We start from the raw sequence: 14,865 nt of genomic DNA, 5'->3' as shown, positions 1-14,865 counted from the left end.
CTTCTTCTGCCTGATGTCGCTGAGGGTTACTTCCTCAACATCGAAGCCACTTAAGATTTCTTGGATTTTTGGATCATCGAGGACGGACAAGAAGAAAGCGCCCGGCGGAAGCGGGGCGCCTTTTTGTTTGCGTGTGCCACTTAACCTCTATCTTAGGGCATGAGGCGATTTCAAAGCTGGCGTATTTAGAGCCTTACGCGCTTTGCGCGGATTTTGCTTCGCGGCGGCGCTTGTGCAGCAGAGGTTCGGTATAGCCGCTGGGCTGCTCCTTGCCCTTGAAGACCAGATCGCAAGCCGCCTTGAAAGCAATCGAGGTCTCGAAATGCCCCGCCATTGGCTGATAGGCCGGATCGCCCGCGTTTTGCTTGTCGACGACAGCGGCCATGCGCTTCATGGTCTCCATCACCTGTTCTTCGGTGACAAGTCCGTGATGCAGCCAGTTTGCCATGTGCTGGCTGGAAATGCGCAAGGTCGCGCGGTCTTCCATCAGGGCCACATCATTGATGTCAGGCACTTTGGAGCAGCCGACGCCCTGATCGACCCAGCGCACCACATAACCAAGGATGCCTTGGGCGTTGTTGTCGAGTTCCTTCTGCACTGTGTCGGCGTCGAGATTCGAGCCCTTCAGAAGCGGCACGGTCAGAATGGCATCAAGCGAGGCGCGCGCCCGATCCTTGAGGCTGTCCTGAACCGACGCAACGCTGACCATGTGATAGTGCGTCGCGTGAAGGGTCGCCGCTGTGGGTGAGGGCACCCAGGCGCAACTCGCTCCAGCCTTGGGATGGCCGATTTTGGCACTCATCATCTCGGCCATCTCGTCCGGCATGGCCCACATGCCCTTGCCGATCTGGGCCTTGCCTTGAAGGCCTGCTTCCAGCCCGACATCGACATTCCAGTCTTCATAGGCGGCAATCCAAGGCTCGCCCTTGATGGCTCCCTTGGGCAGAAATGCCCCGTAGTTCATCGAGGTGTGGATCTCGTCGCCGGTGCGATCAAGAAAGCCGGTGTTGATGAAAACGATCCGGTCTTTCACCGGACGGATGCATTCCTTGAGGTTGATCGTGGTGCGGCGCTCCTCGTCCATGACGCCTATCTTGATGGTGTTGCGCGGCAGGGAGAAGGCATCCTCGACGCTGGTAAACAGACGATCTGCAAAGGCGACTTCTTCGGGGCCGTGCATCTTGGGTTTGACGATATAGATACTGCCCGTTCGGCTGTTGCCCTTAAGCCTCAGATCATGCAGCGCGCAGGCAACCGTGAAATAGGCATCCATGATGCCTTCGAAGACCTCATGTCCCTCGCTGTCGAGAATGGCATCATTGGTCATCAGGTGACCCACGTTGCGCACCAATAGAAGGCTGCGGCCATGCAGCACAATCGGGCCGCCATCAATGCCGACATAGCTGCGATCCGCGTTTAGCCTGCGCGTCAGCTGGTTGTCGCCCTTGGTGAAGCTATCCTCAAGATCGCCTTTCATCAGGCCCAGCCAGTTGCGATAGACAAGGCATTTGTCCTCGGCATCGACGGCAGCAACCGAATCCTCGCAGTCCTGAATGGTGCTCATGGCGGATTCAAGCACCACATCCTTCACCCCGGCTGGTGACAGCTTGCCGATGGGATGGTCCTTGTCGATCTGCAATTCGATATGAAGCCCGTTGTTGACGAACAGGATCACCTCGTCTTCGACGTGTCCGGCATACTGGTTTGCCTCGACGAGTTCGGTTTCGCTGCCGTCCTTGAGCAGAACGCCAAAACGGCTGTGATCATAGGACACGCTATAGGCAGCGACATCGGCATGGCTGCCGGATTTGAGCGGAATGGCGTCATCAAGAAAGGCGCAGGTCTTGGCGATAACGGCCCGCCCGCGCGCCTCGTTGAACATTTTCCCCGGTGCCAACTCTCCCTCCTGCGACAGGGCGTCGGTGCCGTAGAAGGCATCATAGAGGCTCCCCCAACGGGCGTTGGCTGCGTTGAGGGCGAACCGGGCATTCATCACCGGAACGACGAGCTGCGGTCCGGCGATCAGCGCGATTTCGTCATCGACATTATCCGTGCCAATCTCGAAATCCTCGCCTTCAGGCAGAAGATAGCCGATTTCCTGAAGGAAGGCCCTGTAGTCCTCGAGGCTGACGTCGCGACCCTTGTGGGCGCGGCACCAATCATCAATCCGCGCCTGCAGGTAATCGCGCTTTGCCAGAAGGCTGCGGTTGACCGGTGTCAGGGCGGCGACCCCGTCGGCAAAGCCCTTCCAGAATGTGTCGGCGTCCAGCTCGGTGCCGGGCAGAATGTCCTTCTCCAGCAAAGCCACCAACCGCTCGTCCACTTGCAATCCGAATTTGTCCAGTCTGCTCGGCATAGTTTCCGTCCCTTCGACCCGGTCCCGTTTTGCCGCGGCGTGTGAATGATGCCGCGCGGGATCCTTAATTTGTGTGCGGGATTATGGCCCCATTGGATTGGTCCTGAAAAGCTGAAAAATCCTATTATTTTCAAATATTGGAAGATGATGCTTCTTCTCAAACCAGTGACAAGCGCGGTTGGCAAATGCCATCGGAGAGGGTTTGATGGTCTGACAGGTCGCTGCCGTGCCAAGAGCCAAACGTGGTTCGGTCGTTGTCGAATGTGATGAAAGACAAGAAATGCAAGAGACACGCTACTTTACACCAGAAGGCGGATTGCCGCCCCAGAGTCAGTTGCTCACCGACCGGGCGGTTTTCACCGATGCCTATGCGGTGATCCCAAAGGGCACCCTGCGCGACATCACGTGCAGCCGCCTGCCTTTCTGGCAAGGCATGCGCATGTGGGTTCTGGCCCGCCCGTTGTCCGGCTTTGCCGAGAGCTTCTCGCACTATATCGTCGAACTGGAGCCCGGTGGCGGCAGCGAACGGCCGGAGACGGACGCCCGTGCTCAAAGCGCGCTTTTTGTCGTGGCAGGCAGCATCAAAATCACAATCGGCAGCAAGAGCGAGAAACTTGGTGTTGGCGGCTTTGCCTATCTGCCTGCGGCAGAAACCTGGACGATCAGCAACGATGGCGACGAGACTGCCCAGTTCCACTGGATCCGCAAGGCTTATGTATACGTTGACGGTCTGGACAGGCCCGAGCCGCTATTCGTGGCAAGCGAGGCAGACATCGAGCCATCTCCCATGCCGGATACCGATGGCACATGGGCAACGACGCGCTTTGTCGATCCGGCAGACCTGCGCCACGACATGCACATCACCATTGTGACGCTCAAGCCCGGAGCGGCGATTCCCTTCCTTGAAACCCATGTCATGGAGCACGGGCTTTATGTGCTTGAGGGCAAGGGCGTTTACCGCCTCAATCAGGATTGGGTCGAAGTGGAAGCGGGCGACTATATGTGGTTGCGCGCCTTCTGCCCACAGGCCTGTTATGCGGGTGGGCCGGAGAATTTCCGCTATCTCCTTTACAAGGATGTCAATCGCCACATGGATTTCCTCTAGCGATGCACCGCTCAGGTGATGCCGCATTGGCAGCACTTGTGTGTTGATTGTCTCCATTATTTGACTTTTGTTGAAACTGTCGTAGAATTTTTTGTGTTTTTGAAAAGATGCCGGTCTTCTACGCTGCGAGATATCCGGGATTGTTACTATACTGATATTTGCATTCATATCCCGCGATTCTAAATTTCAAGGGGACCGTCAATGCCTTCTCTTCGCAGGGAAATCCGCTTCTGGCTCAATGATCAGCTGGTACAACGCGACACCTGTTCGCCTTGCGAGACCTTGCTCGATTTTTTGCGAATCGAGCAGCGCCTGACTGGAAGCAAGGAAGGGTGTGCCGAAGGGGACTGTGGCGCCTGTACGGTGCTTGTCGGGCGGCTCATGAAGGGCACGCTCGTCTATGAGACCGTCAATGCCTGCATCCGCTTTCTGCCCAGCCTTGATGGGTGCCACATCGTTACCATCGAAGCGCTCAAGGGAGAAGCTGAGGCGCTGCACCCTGTGCAGCAGGCGATGGTGGATCATCACGGCAGCCAATGCGGCTTTTGCACGCCGGGCATCGTCATGTCGCTTTATGCGCTCTGGATGCAGACGCCCAATCCCGGACGCGAGGCGGTGGAAGTCGCACTTCAGGGCAATCTCTGCCGCTGTACCGGCTACCGCCCGATCATCGACGCGGCCATGGCCATCAGCCAGTATGGCAATCCAGCCTCCGATTGGCTGGCGCGAGAACGCGAAGCCAACCTTGCGCGTCTGCTCGACCTCAAGGATGGCGCACGGGTGGTGATCGAGAAGGATGGCGAACGGGCGATCCTGCCCGCAAGCCTTGCAGATTTTGCCACCGTGCGCATGGAGGAGCCCGAGGCTACTATCATCGCAGGCAACACGGACGTCGGCCTCTGGGTGACCAAGCAACTCAAGCGCCTCTCCACGGTGCTCTTCATCAATCACCTTGAGGAGCTCAAGGACATCCACGCAACAGAAGACAGCCTCTTCATCGGCGCGGGCGTGACCTACACCGAGGCTGCCGGAGCCATTGCGGAGCATTTTCCGCATTTGAATGACTTCTGGCTGAGGATCGCCGGTCCGCAGATCCGCAACATGGGCACCATCGGCGGCAACATCGCCAACGGCTCACCGATTGGTGATCTGCCACCGGTGCTCATTGCCCTCGGTGCTGAACTCATCCTGCGGCGCGGCTCGAACCAGCGCTGTTTGCCGCTGGAGCGCTTTTTCATCGACTATGGCCAACAGGACCGCGCCGCCGGGGATTTTGTCGAAATCATCCGCATCCCCACTCTTGATGAGACCAGCCTTTGTAGTGCTTACAAAATTTCGAAGCGTCGCGATGAGGACATTTCATCGGTCAGCGCCGGCTTCTGCCTTGATGTGACAGATGGCGTCATCACCCGCGCCCGCATTGCCTTTGGCGGCATGGCTGGCGTGCCAAAGCGCGCATCCGCTGCCGAGAAGGCCCTCAAGGGCAAACCCTTCGCGCTCGACACGCTTCTTGCCGCAGCCAAACGGCTGCCGGATGATTTCAAACCGCTCAGCGACGGGCGAGCCAGCGATGCCTACCGCATGAAGGTGGCGCAAAATCTCTTCCGCCGCTTCTGGCTGGAGCATACGGTCTCTGAAGAGGGAGTGGCTGCGGAATGAAACAGGACACCAACATGACGCCCGGCGGCAATGCGGCCATCAAGGGTGCTGCTCATGACAGCCAAATTCACGAGTCTGCCATCAAGCATGTCACCGGCGGAGCGGACTATACCGACGACATGATGGAGCCGATTGGCACCCTGCATGGCGCGCTTGGCTTGTCTGAGCGCGCCCACGCCCGGATCCTTGCCATGGATCTTTCCGAGTGTGAAGAGAGCGAGGGCGTCGTGGCCGTTCTGACCGCAAGCGACATTCCCGCGGTTAACGACATCAGCCCCAACCATCTTGATGATGAACCGGTCTTTCCCGAAGAGATCACTGATTTCTACGGCCAGCCGCTGTTTGCCGTGATTGCTGAAACCCGTGATCTGGCCCGCCGTGCGGTGCTCAAGGCCAAGATCGATTATGAGGATCTGCCGTTTGCGACCGATGTCGATGCGGCGCGTGAGGCCGATTACCCTCATGTCTACAAACCCATGAAGCTTGAACGGGGGGATGTCGCAACCGGCTTTGCCGATGCGCCCCACCGCATCTCCGCTCGCATGCGTGTGGGTGGTCAGGATCATATGTATCTGGAAGGCCACATCGCCTTTGCCCTGCCGGGCGAGGATGAAGATGTGCTGCTTTATTGCTCCACCCAGCACCCCAGCGAAGCCCAGCATATGGTCGCCAAGGTGCTTGGCATCCCGTCCCATTCCGTAACGGTACAGGTGCGCCGCATGGGTGGCGGCTTTGGCGGCAAGGAAACCCAGATGAATATCTTTGCCGTGGTCGCTGCCATGGCCGCAAAGAAGCTGGACCGCCCCGTCAAGCTCAGGCCTGACCGCGATGACGACATGATCGCCACCGGCAAGCGCCACGACTTTGTCGTCGATTATGATGTCGCCTTTGATAACGATGGCCGCATTCTGGCGGTTGAGGGCGATTTTGCCGCCCGCTGCGGCTATTCCGCTGATCTGTCCGGAGCCGTGACCGACCGGGCGCTGTTCCATGCTGACAATGCCTATTTCTACCCCAATGTCCGCGTACGCTCCCATCCGATGAAGACCAACACCGTCTCGAACACCGCCTTTCGCGGCTTTGGCGGGCCGCAAGGGGTCATCATCGCCGAACGCATCACCGAAGAGATTGCCTATGCGCTGGGCAAGGATCCGCTCGAGATCCGCAAGCTGAATTATTATGGCGAGGAGGGGCGTGACCACACCCCCTACCACCAGCAGGTCGAGGACAACATCCTTGCGCGCATCACCGATGAGCTCGAGATAAGTTCGGACTATCAGGCCCGCCGCGCCGATATTCTGGCCCACAACAAAAAGGCCAATGAGACGGGCGCTATCAAGAGGAAGGGTATCGCCTTCACGCCGGTCAAGTTCGGTATCTCCTTCACGGCAACTCACTTCAATCAGGCGGGCAGCCTCATTCACATCTATTCCGATGGCTCGGTTCAGCTCAACCATGGCGGCACAGAAATGGGGCAGGGCCTCAACACCAAGGTTGCGCAGGTCGTCGCCGAGGCCTTCCAGATCGACCTTGGTCGCATCAAGATCACGCGAACCGCGACCGACAAGGTGCCGAACACCTCTGCCACCGCCGCATCTTCGGGCACGGACCTCAACGGGATGGCAGCGCTCGATGCAGCCAATCAGTTAAAGGCACGCCTCATCGCCTTTGCCGCGGAAAAATGGAGCGTGTCGGAGGAGGCGGTCGAGTTCCTGCCCAACACGGTCAAGGTCGGCGCGGAAGTCATGCCCTTTGATGCCTTCATCAAGCTTGCCTATCAGGCGCGCGTGCATCTTTCTGCTGCCGGTTTCTACAAGACCCCCAAGATCCATTGGGACAGGGAGGCAGGCAAGGGGCGCCCCTTCTTCTATTATGCCTATGGCGCGGCTGTCTCCGAGGTCACCATCGACACGCTGACCGGCGAATATGTCATTGATCGCACGGATATTCTCCATGACGTCGGCAAGTCCCTCAATCCCGCCATCGACAAGGGACAGGTGGAAGGGGCCTTCATTCAGGGCATGGGCTGGCTGACCACCGAGGAGCTGTGGTGGGACGACAAGGGCCGCCTCAGAACCCATGCCCCCAGCACCTACAAGATCCCGCTTGCAAGCGATATCCCGCGTGTTTTCAATGTCGAGCTGGCCAACTGGTCCGAAAATCAGGAGCGCACCATCAAACGCTCCAAGGCCGTTGGTGAGCCGCCCTTCATGCTGGCCATCTCTGTGCTTGAAGCCCTGTCCATGGCGGTTGCCAGCGTTGATGACTATCGCACCTGCCCCCGCCTTGATGCCCCCGCCACCCCCGAGCGGGTCCTGCTTGCCGTGGAGGCGTTGCAGCCATAATAGGAGACCGGATCATGACCATCAGCTTGCAATCTTTTCTTGAAAAGCACGACACGATCATCCGCGTCGAACTGATGGACCTGAAAGGCTCATCCCCGCGCGAAATTGGCGCGACGATCTTCGTCACCGAGAGTGCAATCCATGGCACCATCGGTGGTGGTCAGCTCGAATATATCGCCATCGACGAAGCCCGCCGCATGTTGCGCCTCAGGCAGGGGGTGAAAAATCTCTCAGTGCCCTTGGGGCCGGAAATCGGTCAATGCTGCGGCGGCGTCGTGGCGCTGCATTTCTCGCTGATGGATCACCGGGCAAAGCGACTTGCCATCGGGCGCGAAGACCGCGAGATCGCGACCCGGCCCAACGTCTATATTTTCGGAGCAGGGCATGTCGGCCGGGCGCTGGCCTCAAACCTTCGGCTGCTGCCGGTGCATGCCATTGTTGTTGATAGCCGCGAAGAGGAATTGGCCCTGTGCGATCCAGTTGTCGAGCAGCGCTGCACGCCCCTGCCGGAGCAGGACGTCCGCACAGCGCCACCGGGCAGTGCCTTTGTCATTCTCACCCATGATCACGCTCTGGATTTTCTGCTCGCGCGAGAGGCGCTCAGTCGCGCGGATGCTGCCTATGTCGGCATGATCGGCTCCAAGAGCAAACGCGGCACGTTCAAGCATTGGCTGAGCGGAGAGGAGGGCAAGGATGCTCCCGCCCTCTATGAGCGTCTCACCTGCCCGATCGGTGGCAGCGCCAGCCGTGACAAGCGTCCGGCGGTCATCGCTGCCTTGACCGTCGCCGAGGTGATGCTTGCGCTGGAGACGGCCCACGCCAGCTATCAACTCAGCCACCAGAGAACCGGTGGGCGATGATCCCGTAAATCCCCTCAATTCTGGAAGCATCCAAGACGAAAAAGCCCCCGGAAACCATTGGCTTCCGGGGGCTTTGCATTGTCACATATGCTAGGCGATCACTCGCCTGGCAGAGACCCTTCACCGTGACCGGCCATGCCGCCGGAGACTTCCTCGGTCGACTCAGCTGCCAGTTCTTCCGGCAGGATGAGGTTGAGCACAACCGCGATCAGCGCAGCGGGAAGCAAGCCGGAGGTCAACAGGATTTTCAAGGTTCCCGGCAGATGCTGCACGGCACCCGGCTCAAGCTGCAGACCAAGACCGACCGACAGGGCAATCGCAAAGATCACCATGTTGCGGCGGTTCCAGTGCACGTCCGAAAGCATGGAAATGCCCGCAGCAACCACCATGCCGAACATCACGATCACACCGCCGCCCAGCACTTCGATGGGGATGGTGCGGATGAGGCCGCCCACTTTCGGGATCAGGCCGCAGATGATCAGGAAGATCGCACCGATGGTCACCACATGGCGGCTCATGATGCGGGTCATGGCAATCAGACCCACATTCTGGGAGAAGGACGTGTTCGGCAAAGCGCCAAAGATACCGGCGAGTGCCGTGCCAAGGCCATCGGCAAAGGTTGCACCGGAGATTTCCTTGTCGGTCGCTTCACGCCCAGCCCCGCCTTTGGTGATGCCCGAGACGTCACCAACGGTTTCAATCGCCGAGATGACAGCCATCAGGCAAAAGCCGAGGATGGCGGCAAAAGACAGCTCGAAGCCATATTTGAAGGGCATCGGCAGGGCGAATGCGGCTGCGCGGTCCCAAGAGGTGGTGATGGCATCGACCGTCAGCATGCCGGTGAGGAGCGCAAAGATATACCCCACAATCAGGCCAACCAGCACCGCCGAGACAGACAGCATGCCACGCGCGAAGAACTTCAGACCCAGCGTGACAAAGATAACAACCAGCGCAGCGCCCCAGTTGAGAGCCGAGCCATATTCCGGCGTGCCGATGGCAGGAACCCCGCCAGCCGCATACTGGATGCCGACCTTGACCAGCGCCAGACCGATCATTGTGACCACAAGGCCGGTGACGAGCGGTGGCAGCGCAAAGCGGATCTTGCCGATGAACAGGCCAAGAAAGGCATGGAACAGACCACCGATGAAAATACCCGTATAAAGGGCTGCAAGGCCATCAACACCCTTGCCAGCAACCAGCGGGATCATGATCGGCAGGAACGCAAAGCTCGTGCCCTGAACAATGGGCAACGCCGCACCAACCGGTCCGATGGTGATCGTCTGCAGCAGGGTAGCGAGCCCGGCGAACAGCATCGACATCTGGATCATGTAGAGCAATTCTGGGAAATCCGGCGAATTGGAGCCGAATCCGAACCCGGCAGCACCCGCCACGATGATGGCCGGTGTCACGTTGGCAATGAACATCGCCAGAACATGCTGGATGCCAAGTGGAATGGCCTTGAGCAAGGGAGGCGTATAGTTGGGGTCGGCGAGCTGCGCCGGTGTCCCGATTGAATTGTTATCCATGGTTGTTACCCCTCATTGGAATGGTTGTCTTTCCTCCAACAGCACATTGGGTTGGTTCTTTTTTTATTTTGTGATTGCTTTTTGTCGTTAGGCGCGGGCGACACGGTAGGGACGCTCGAACCAGTGTTCTTGTAGATTTTTAGCCGTTCCGATCCTGTCGATAACGGCAAATAGCCCCGGCGCATGGAGCGGAGTGAGAACTCCGTGCCATACGTCGCGGTGAAAATTGATGCCCTGCCCGGAGTGCGTCTCGAACGCCAGCGGTGTCCCCGGTGTGCCACCTTCATCCGGTGCGACAATCACGAGGAACGGATCAAGGCTCATGGGCACAAAGGCCTGGCTGCCCAGTGGATGGCGCTCAACCAGATCGAGGCGATAGGGCAGGCTACGCGGCTCGGCATCGAACAGGCTGATGCCCGGGCGTCCATCATCCTCTTCGGTCATCACGAAATCGAGTTTGGCAAGATCGTGATGGCGCCCGCACAGTCCCTGATTGATGATCATCGTCGGCTCGGCGCCAAGCTCGAGGATGTCTCCGTAAGGCGCGAAGGCCTCACGGGTCAGAGGCTGGATGAGAACGTCACCTGCACTCATGAATTGGCCCCGGCTTGATGAGGTTCGAGCAGATCATTGAGCCGATAATGCGCGATGCGCTCCACCTGCCGGCAGGCCTCGGCGAATTCCATCTCGATGCTGTTGCCGATACGGCGGCGGAAGGCGGCAAGGATGCTGGCCTTGTCATGCTCGCGCACGGCAATGATGAAGGGGAAGCCGTGTTTCTCCATGTAGGTCTCATTGAGCGAGGTGAAGAGAATGCGCTCGTTGTCTGTCAAAAGGTCTAGCCCGGCACTTGCCTGCTCGACCGTCGAGGCGGCGGTCAGTTCTCCTGCTGCTGCAAGTTTGCCCGCAAGGTTGGGATGGGCCTTGAGAACGCCCAGTTTCTCTTCAAAGCTTGCAGAGCGGAAAGCGCGGCAAAGGGCACTGTGCACACCAACGGCTGAATCATGCGAGGTGCCAAGTTCGAGCCCATGGGCCCGTTCCGCGATCCATGGGCTATGCTCGAAAATGCCGCCGAACTCGCGCACAAAGCGAGCGGCATCCATCTGGCTGGGCCGATCCCGCCGCACCGGCGGATGGGCATTTTGCCAATGGCGGGCGATGTCGATGCGGCGCGCAAACCAGACATCGACGCGGCTTCGGGCATATTCCATGAAGCGCTCCAGCGCCATGATGCGGCCCGGCCGACCGATGAGACGGCAATGAAGGCCGATGTTCATCATCTTCGGCGTGCCAGCCTGTCCCTCGGCATAAAGACAATCGAAGGTATCCTTGAGATAGGTGAAGAACTGATCACCCGAATTGAACCCTTGCGGCGTTGCAAAGCGCATGTCGTTGCAGTCAAGGGTATAGGGAATGATCAGCTGATCACGCGAGCCGGACTGATACCAGTAAGGCAGGTCATCGGCATAGGTGTCCGAGACATAGTCGAGCCCGCCGATTTCGGTGGCCAGATCCACCGTCTGGTCGGAGCTGCGGCCCGTGTACCAGCCGCGCGGTTTGAAGCCGGTGACCTCTTCATGCAGGCGGATGGCCTCCAGCATGTCGGCCTTCTCGTCCTCGCGGGCATAATCCTTATACTCGATCCATTTGAGACCATGGCTGGCGATTTCCCAGTCTGCTTCCTGCATGGCTGCGACCTGTTCGGGGCTGCGGGCAAGGGCCGTTGCCACGCCATAGACGGTGGCGGGAATCCTGTGCTTGGTGAACAAGCGATGGAGGCGCCAGAACCCGGCCCGGGCACCGTACTCATAGATGGATTCCATGTTCCAGTGCCGCTGGCTGGGCCACGGGGCCGCCCCCACGATTTCGGACAGAAAAGCCTCTGACGCTGCATCGCCGTGCAGGATACAGTTTTCACCACCCTCTTCATAATTGATCACGAACTGGACAGCGATCTTGGCACCGTTCGGCCAGTTGGCCTTGGGCGGGTTGGCTCCATAACCGGAAAGATCTCGAGGGTAACGTGTCACGTTTGGGCTCCTTTGTTAATTTACTTCTATAGCAAATAAATCGCGTCGTATTTTCTTGAAATTCCGATAGCTATTTTTGCAAATGAAGCAATGTATTGGTCGTGGGGGACTATAAGATGAATGGACGTGGTCACTATCGCGCCGTAAGACCCATTTGGCAAATGCGCTTTGAAGGCATAAAAACAAGTGTTCCGAACACCATAGGCTAGACAGGAGAGAGACAATGAGCGGATATCTGACAACCCACGTATTGGATACGGCGTTGGGCTGTCCTGCCGAGGGCATGACGATCGACCTGTTCCGCATCGGTGGGAAAGATGGGGAGAGACAGTTGTTGAAGTCGCTGGTGACCAACGCTGACGGACGCACGGACGAACAGATTCTCCCATCAGAGGAGTTTGAGATCGGCACCTATGAGTTGGTTTTTCATGCGGGCAGCTATCTTGATGGGCTGGATTCGGCGGCTAATAAGCCGCGATTCCTCGATGTCATCCCGATTCGCTTCGGCATGAACGAAGAAAGCCACTACCACGTGCCGTTGCTGATCTCGCCCTTTGGCTATTCAACCTATCGAGGCAGCTAGGTCTCGTCCTGCGAACGCGGGGAGACGTCGACCGCACGGGCTTGTTCGGACAGGACGGTGCGAATGTGGCCCGAGATGAAATCGATGAACATGCGGATCTTGGGATCCTGCCGTCTGCGGTGGGAATAAAGACAGGCCATCTGGATTGGAACGGGCGGCGTGTCTGTGAGGATCGGCACCAAATCGCCCGAGCGGATATGGGCGAGCACCTCGAATTCTGGCTTCAGAACGATCCCATGACCATTCAGCGCCCAGTCGGTCAGCACGTCGCCATCATCAGACTCGAACGGGCTGGAGACCGCAAAGCGCTTGACCCCGTCTGCTGTCTGCAGGGGCCATTGGAATTCCGGCGATCCGGGGAAATGCAGGTTGAGGCAGGCATGACCTGATTTGGAAAGATCCTCTCCGCTCTCCGGCTCGCCATGGCTTTCCAGATAGCGCGGCGCGGCACAGAGCACCCGGCGGCAATCGGCGATCTTGCGGATCCTGAGGTTCGAATCCTCCGGCACCCCAAGAAAGAACGCCACGTCCAGCCCTTCTGCCGCCAGATCGACCTTGCGGTCCGACAGGCGCATGCGCACATCGATCAGCGGGAATTCCTTTTTGAAATCAGGCACGGCAGGCGCGACGAGGCGCCTTCCGATCCCCAAGGGCGCTGCGACATAGATCGAGCCGCGTGGCTTCAGCGTCACGCTTGAGACCAGAGCCTCGGCTTCCTCGATGGTTTCAAGGATACGGCAAGCGCCGGGGTAGAACAATTTGCCCTGCTCGGTTGGCGTGAGCATGCGCGTGGTGCGCTGGAAAAGCCTTACATTGAGATGGTCTTCAAGCTGGGAAATCCGCGCTGACGCCACGGCGGGGGAGATACGCTGGTCCCGGGCCGCTGCTGACATGCTGCCCAGTTCATACACCCGTACGAAGGTCTTGATATTGTCGAAATACGACATCTTGCAAGTCGCCGCTTTTTATTGTTTTTTTTGAATCTGATCTGTTTATTTCTTAATACCAGAAAATAGCCCAGTACAATAGAGTTATCTCGGCCCGATGGCCAAGGTGCCTTGTCACTGTTGGAGTTTGTTGATGCTTGATACTGAATTACTGCAACCGCTCATTTGGTCTTGGCTGGAATTTGCCATTCGCTGGACCCATGTGATCACCGCCATGGCGTGGATTGGATCGAGCTTTTACTTCATCGCGCTGGATCTGGGCCTGCGCAAGGCTCCTGATCTGCCCACCGGAGCCCATGGCGAGGAATGGCAGGTGCATGGCGGTGGCTTTTATCACATCCGCAAGTTTCTCGTCGCGCCCGAAAACATGCCCGAGCATCTGATCTGGTTCAAATGGGAGAGCTACTCGACATGGCTGTCCGGGGCGGCGCTGCTCATGGTCACCTACTGGGCGGGGGCCGAGCTGTTTCTGATCGATCCGGCAAAAATGGACCTTGAGGTCTGGCAGGCGATCCTGATTTCCGCCGCCTCACTGACCATCGGCTGGCTCGTTTACGATTTCCTCTGCAAGTCCAAGCTGGATCAGAAGCCGACCCTGTTGATGGTGCTGCTGTTCATTCTGCTCGTCATCATGGGGTGGGGCTATAACGAGGTCTTCACCGGCCGTGCCGTCCTGTTGCATCTGGGGGCCTTCACTGCCACGATCATGACGGCCAACGTCTTTTTCATCATCATACCCAATCAGAAGATCGTGGTGGCCGATTTGAAGGCAGGCCGGACGCCGGATCCGAAATACGGCAAGATCGCCAAGCTGCGCTCGACCCACAACAATTACCTCACCTTGCCGGTCATCTTCCTGATGCTCTCCAACCATTATCCGCTGGCCTTTGCCTCGCCCTACAACTGGGTGATCGCGGCGCTGGTGTTCCTGATGGGTGTGACGATCCGGCACTATTTCAACACCAAGCACGCTGGCGCCGGCAATCCTGTCTGGACCATTCCGGTGACCATCGCGCTCTTTCTGGCCGTGATCTGGATTTCGCTTCTGCCCGCCAAGCATCTCGGCACCGTGATCGAGGATGAGGAGTCTGGTCGCCTGATGACGCCTTATGAGCTGAAATTTGCGTCAGCAGAAGGCTTTGAAGAAGTGAGCGGCATTGTCATGGGCCGCTGTTCCATGTGCCATGCGCGCGAAACGGCATGGGACGGGATCGGTACCGCACCGCGCGGCATCTATCTGGAAAATGAAGCCGAGATTGCCAGTGCTGCGCGGGAAATCTTCCTGCAGGCCGGCGTGACCAACGCCATGCCGCCAGCCAATGTGTCCTATATGGAGCCCGCCGAGCGACGCGCCATCGTCAACTGGTTCAAGGCCGCGACCAAGAGCTGATTGCCTGAGTTCGCATCAACAAAAAAAGACCGGCTTCCGAGAGCACCCGGAGCCGGTCTTGTTA

The 14,865-nt window shown here is 58.4% G+C and carries 11 protein-coding genes; 6 read left to right on the top strand and 5 right to left on the bottom strand.

Annotation, left to right across the window (positions count from 1 at the left end; all coding sequences use genetic code 11):
* Nucleotides 1-193: 193 nt before the first annotated feature.
* Nucleotides 194-2,356 (bottom strand): malate synthase G, encoded by a 2,163-nt coding sequence (locus tag CPH65_RS01050; RefSeq protein ID WP_096171751.1) that lies wholly within the window; start codon nucleotides 2,354-2,356, stop codon nucleotides 194-196.
* 280 nt (nucleotides 2,357-2,636) lie between these two features.
* On the opposite strand from CPH65_RS01050, the gene CPH65_RS01045 reads away from it, so the two are divergent.
* From CPH65_RS01045 to xdhC, 4 genes are all read left to right on the top strand, one after another.
* Nucleotides 2,637-3,461 carry a bifunctional allantoicase/(S)-ureidoglycine aminohydrolase gene (locus CPH65_RS01045; protein WP_096171750.1) on the top strand — a complete coding sequence of 275 codons (825 nt, stop codon included), beginning with the start codon at nucleotides 2,637-2,639 and terminating at the stop codon, nucleotides 3,459-3,461.
* Between the two features lie 201 nt (nucleotides 3,462-3,662).
* Nucleotides 3,663-5,120 (top strand): xanthine dehydrogenase small subunit, encoded by a 1,458-nt coding sequence (gene xdhA, locus CPH65_RS01040; protein ID WP_096171749.1) that lies wholly within the window; start codon nucleotides 3,663-3,665, stop codon nucleotides 5,118-5,120.
* Nucleotides 5,117-7,465, top strand: a complete 2,349-nt coding sequence (gene xdhB, locus CPH65_RS01035; RefSeq protein ID WP_244574502.1) for a xanthine dehydrogenase molybdopterin binding subunit — start codon at nucleotides 5,117-5,119, stop codon at nucleotides 7,463-7,465. Before xdhA ends, xdhB begins: the two co-directional genes overlap by 4 nt.
* Nucleotides 7,466-7,479: 14 nt before the next feature.
* Nucleotides 7,480-8,325: a xanthine dehydrogenase accessory protein XdhC gene (gene xdhC, locus CPH65_RS01030; protein WP_096171748.1), complete on the top strand. Its 846-nt coding sequence runs from the start codon at nucleotides 7,480-7,482 to the stop codon at nucleotides 8,323-8,325.
* 98 nt (nucleotides 8,326-8,423) lie between these two features.
* Here xdhC and CPH65_RS01025 read toward each other — a convergent pair whose 3' ends face one another.
* The 3 genes from CPH65_RS01025 to puuE form a co-directional block, all read right to left on the bottom strand.
* The gene (locus CPH65_RS01025) at nucleotides 8,424-9,851 is read right to left on the bottom strand and encodes a uracil-xanthine permease family protein (protein WP_096171747.1); all 1,428 of its coding nucleotides are present in this window, start codon (nucleotides 9,849-9,851) and stop codon (nucleotides 8,424-8,426) included.
* An 87-nt stretch (nucleotides 9,852-9,938) separates the two neighbouring features.
* Nucleotides 9,939-10,445, bottom strand: coding sequence for an ureidoglycolate lyase (locus tag CPH65_RS01020; protein WP_096171746.1), 507 nt, complete (start codon nucleotides 10,443-10,445; stop codon nucleotides 9,939-9,941).
* Nucleotides 10,442-11,881, bottom strand: a complete 1,440-nt coding sequence (gene puuE, locus CPH65_RS01015; RefSeq protein WP_096171745.1) for an allantoinase PuuE — start codon at nucleotides 11,879-11,881, stop codon at nucleotides 10,442-10,444. Before puuE ends, CPH65_RS01020 begins: the two co-directional genes overlap by 4 nt.
* Nucleotides 11,882-12,104: 223 nt before the next feature.
* Here puuE and uraH point away from each other — a divergent pair, with 223 nt between their 5' ends.
* Nucleotides 12,105-12,464, top strand: coding sequence for a hydroxyisourate hydrolase (uraH, locus tag CPH65_RS01010; protein ID WP_096171744.1), 360 nt, complete (start codon nucleotides 12,105-12,107; stop codon nucleotides 12,462-12,464).
* Here uraH and CPH65_RS01005 read toward each other — a convergent pair.
* Nucleotides 12,461-13,411, bottom strand: coding sequence for a LysR family transcriptional regulator (locus tag CPH65_RS01005; RefSeq protein WP_096171743.1), 951 nt, complete (start codon nucleotides 13,409-13,411; stop codon nucleotides 12,461-12,463). The two genes, uraH and CPH65_RS01005, sit on opposite strands and share 4 nt — an antisense overlap.
* Nucleotides 13,412-13,544: 133 nt before the next feature.
* Between CPH65_RS01005 and CPH65_RS01000 the strand changes: the two genes are divergently transcribed.
* Nucleotides 13,545-14,801 (top strand): urate hydroxylase PuuD, encoded by a 1,257-nt coding sequence (locus tag CPH65_RS01000; RefSeq protein ID WP_096171742.1) that lies wholly within the window; start codon nucleotides 13,545-13,547, stop codon nucleotides 14,799-14,801.
* Nucleotides 14,802-14,865: the final 64 nt, after the last annotated feature.

The organism is Cohaesibacter sp. ES.047, from assembly GCF_900215505.1.
Lineage (GTDB): Bacteria > Pseudomonadota > Alphaproteobacteria > Rhizobiales > Cohaesibacteraceae > Cohaesibacter.
Note: the sequence above shows the minus strand (reverse complement) of the source record. Positions and strands in the feature narration are given on the sequence as shown.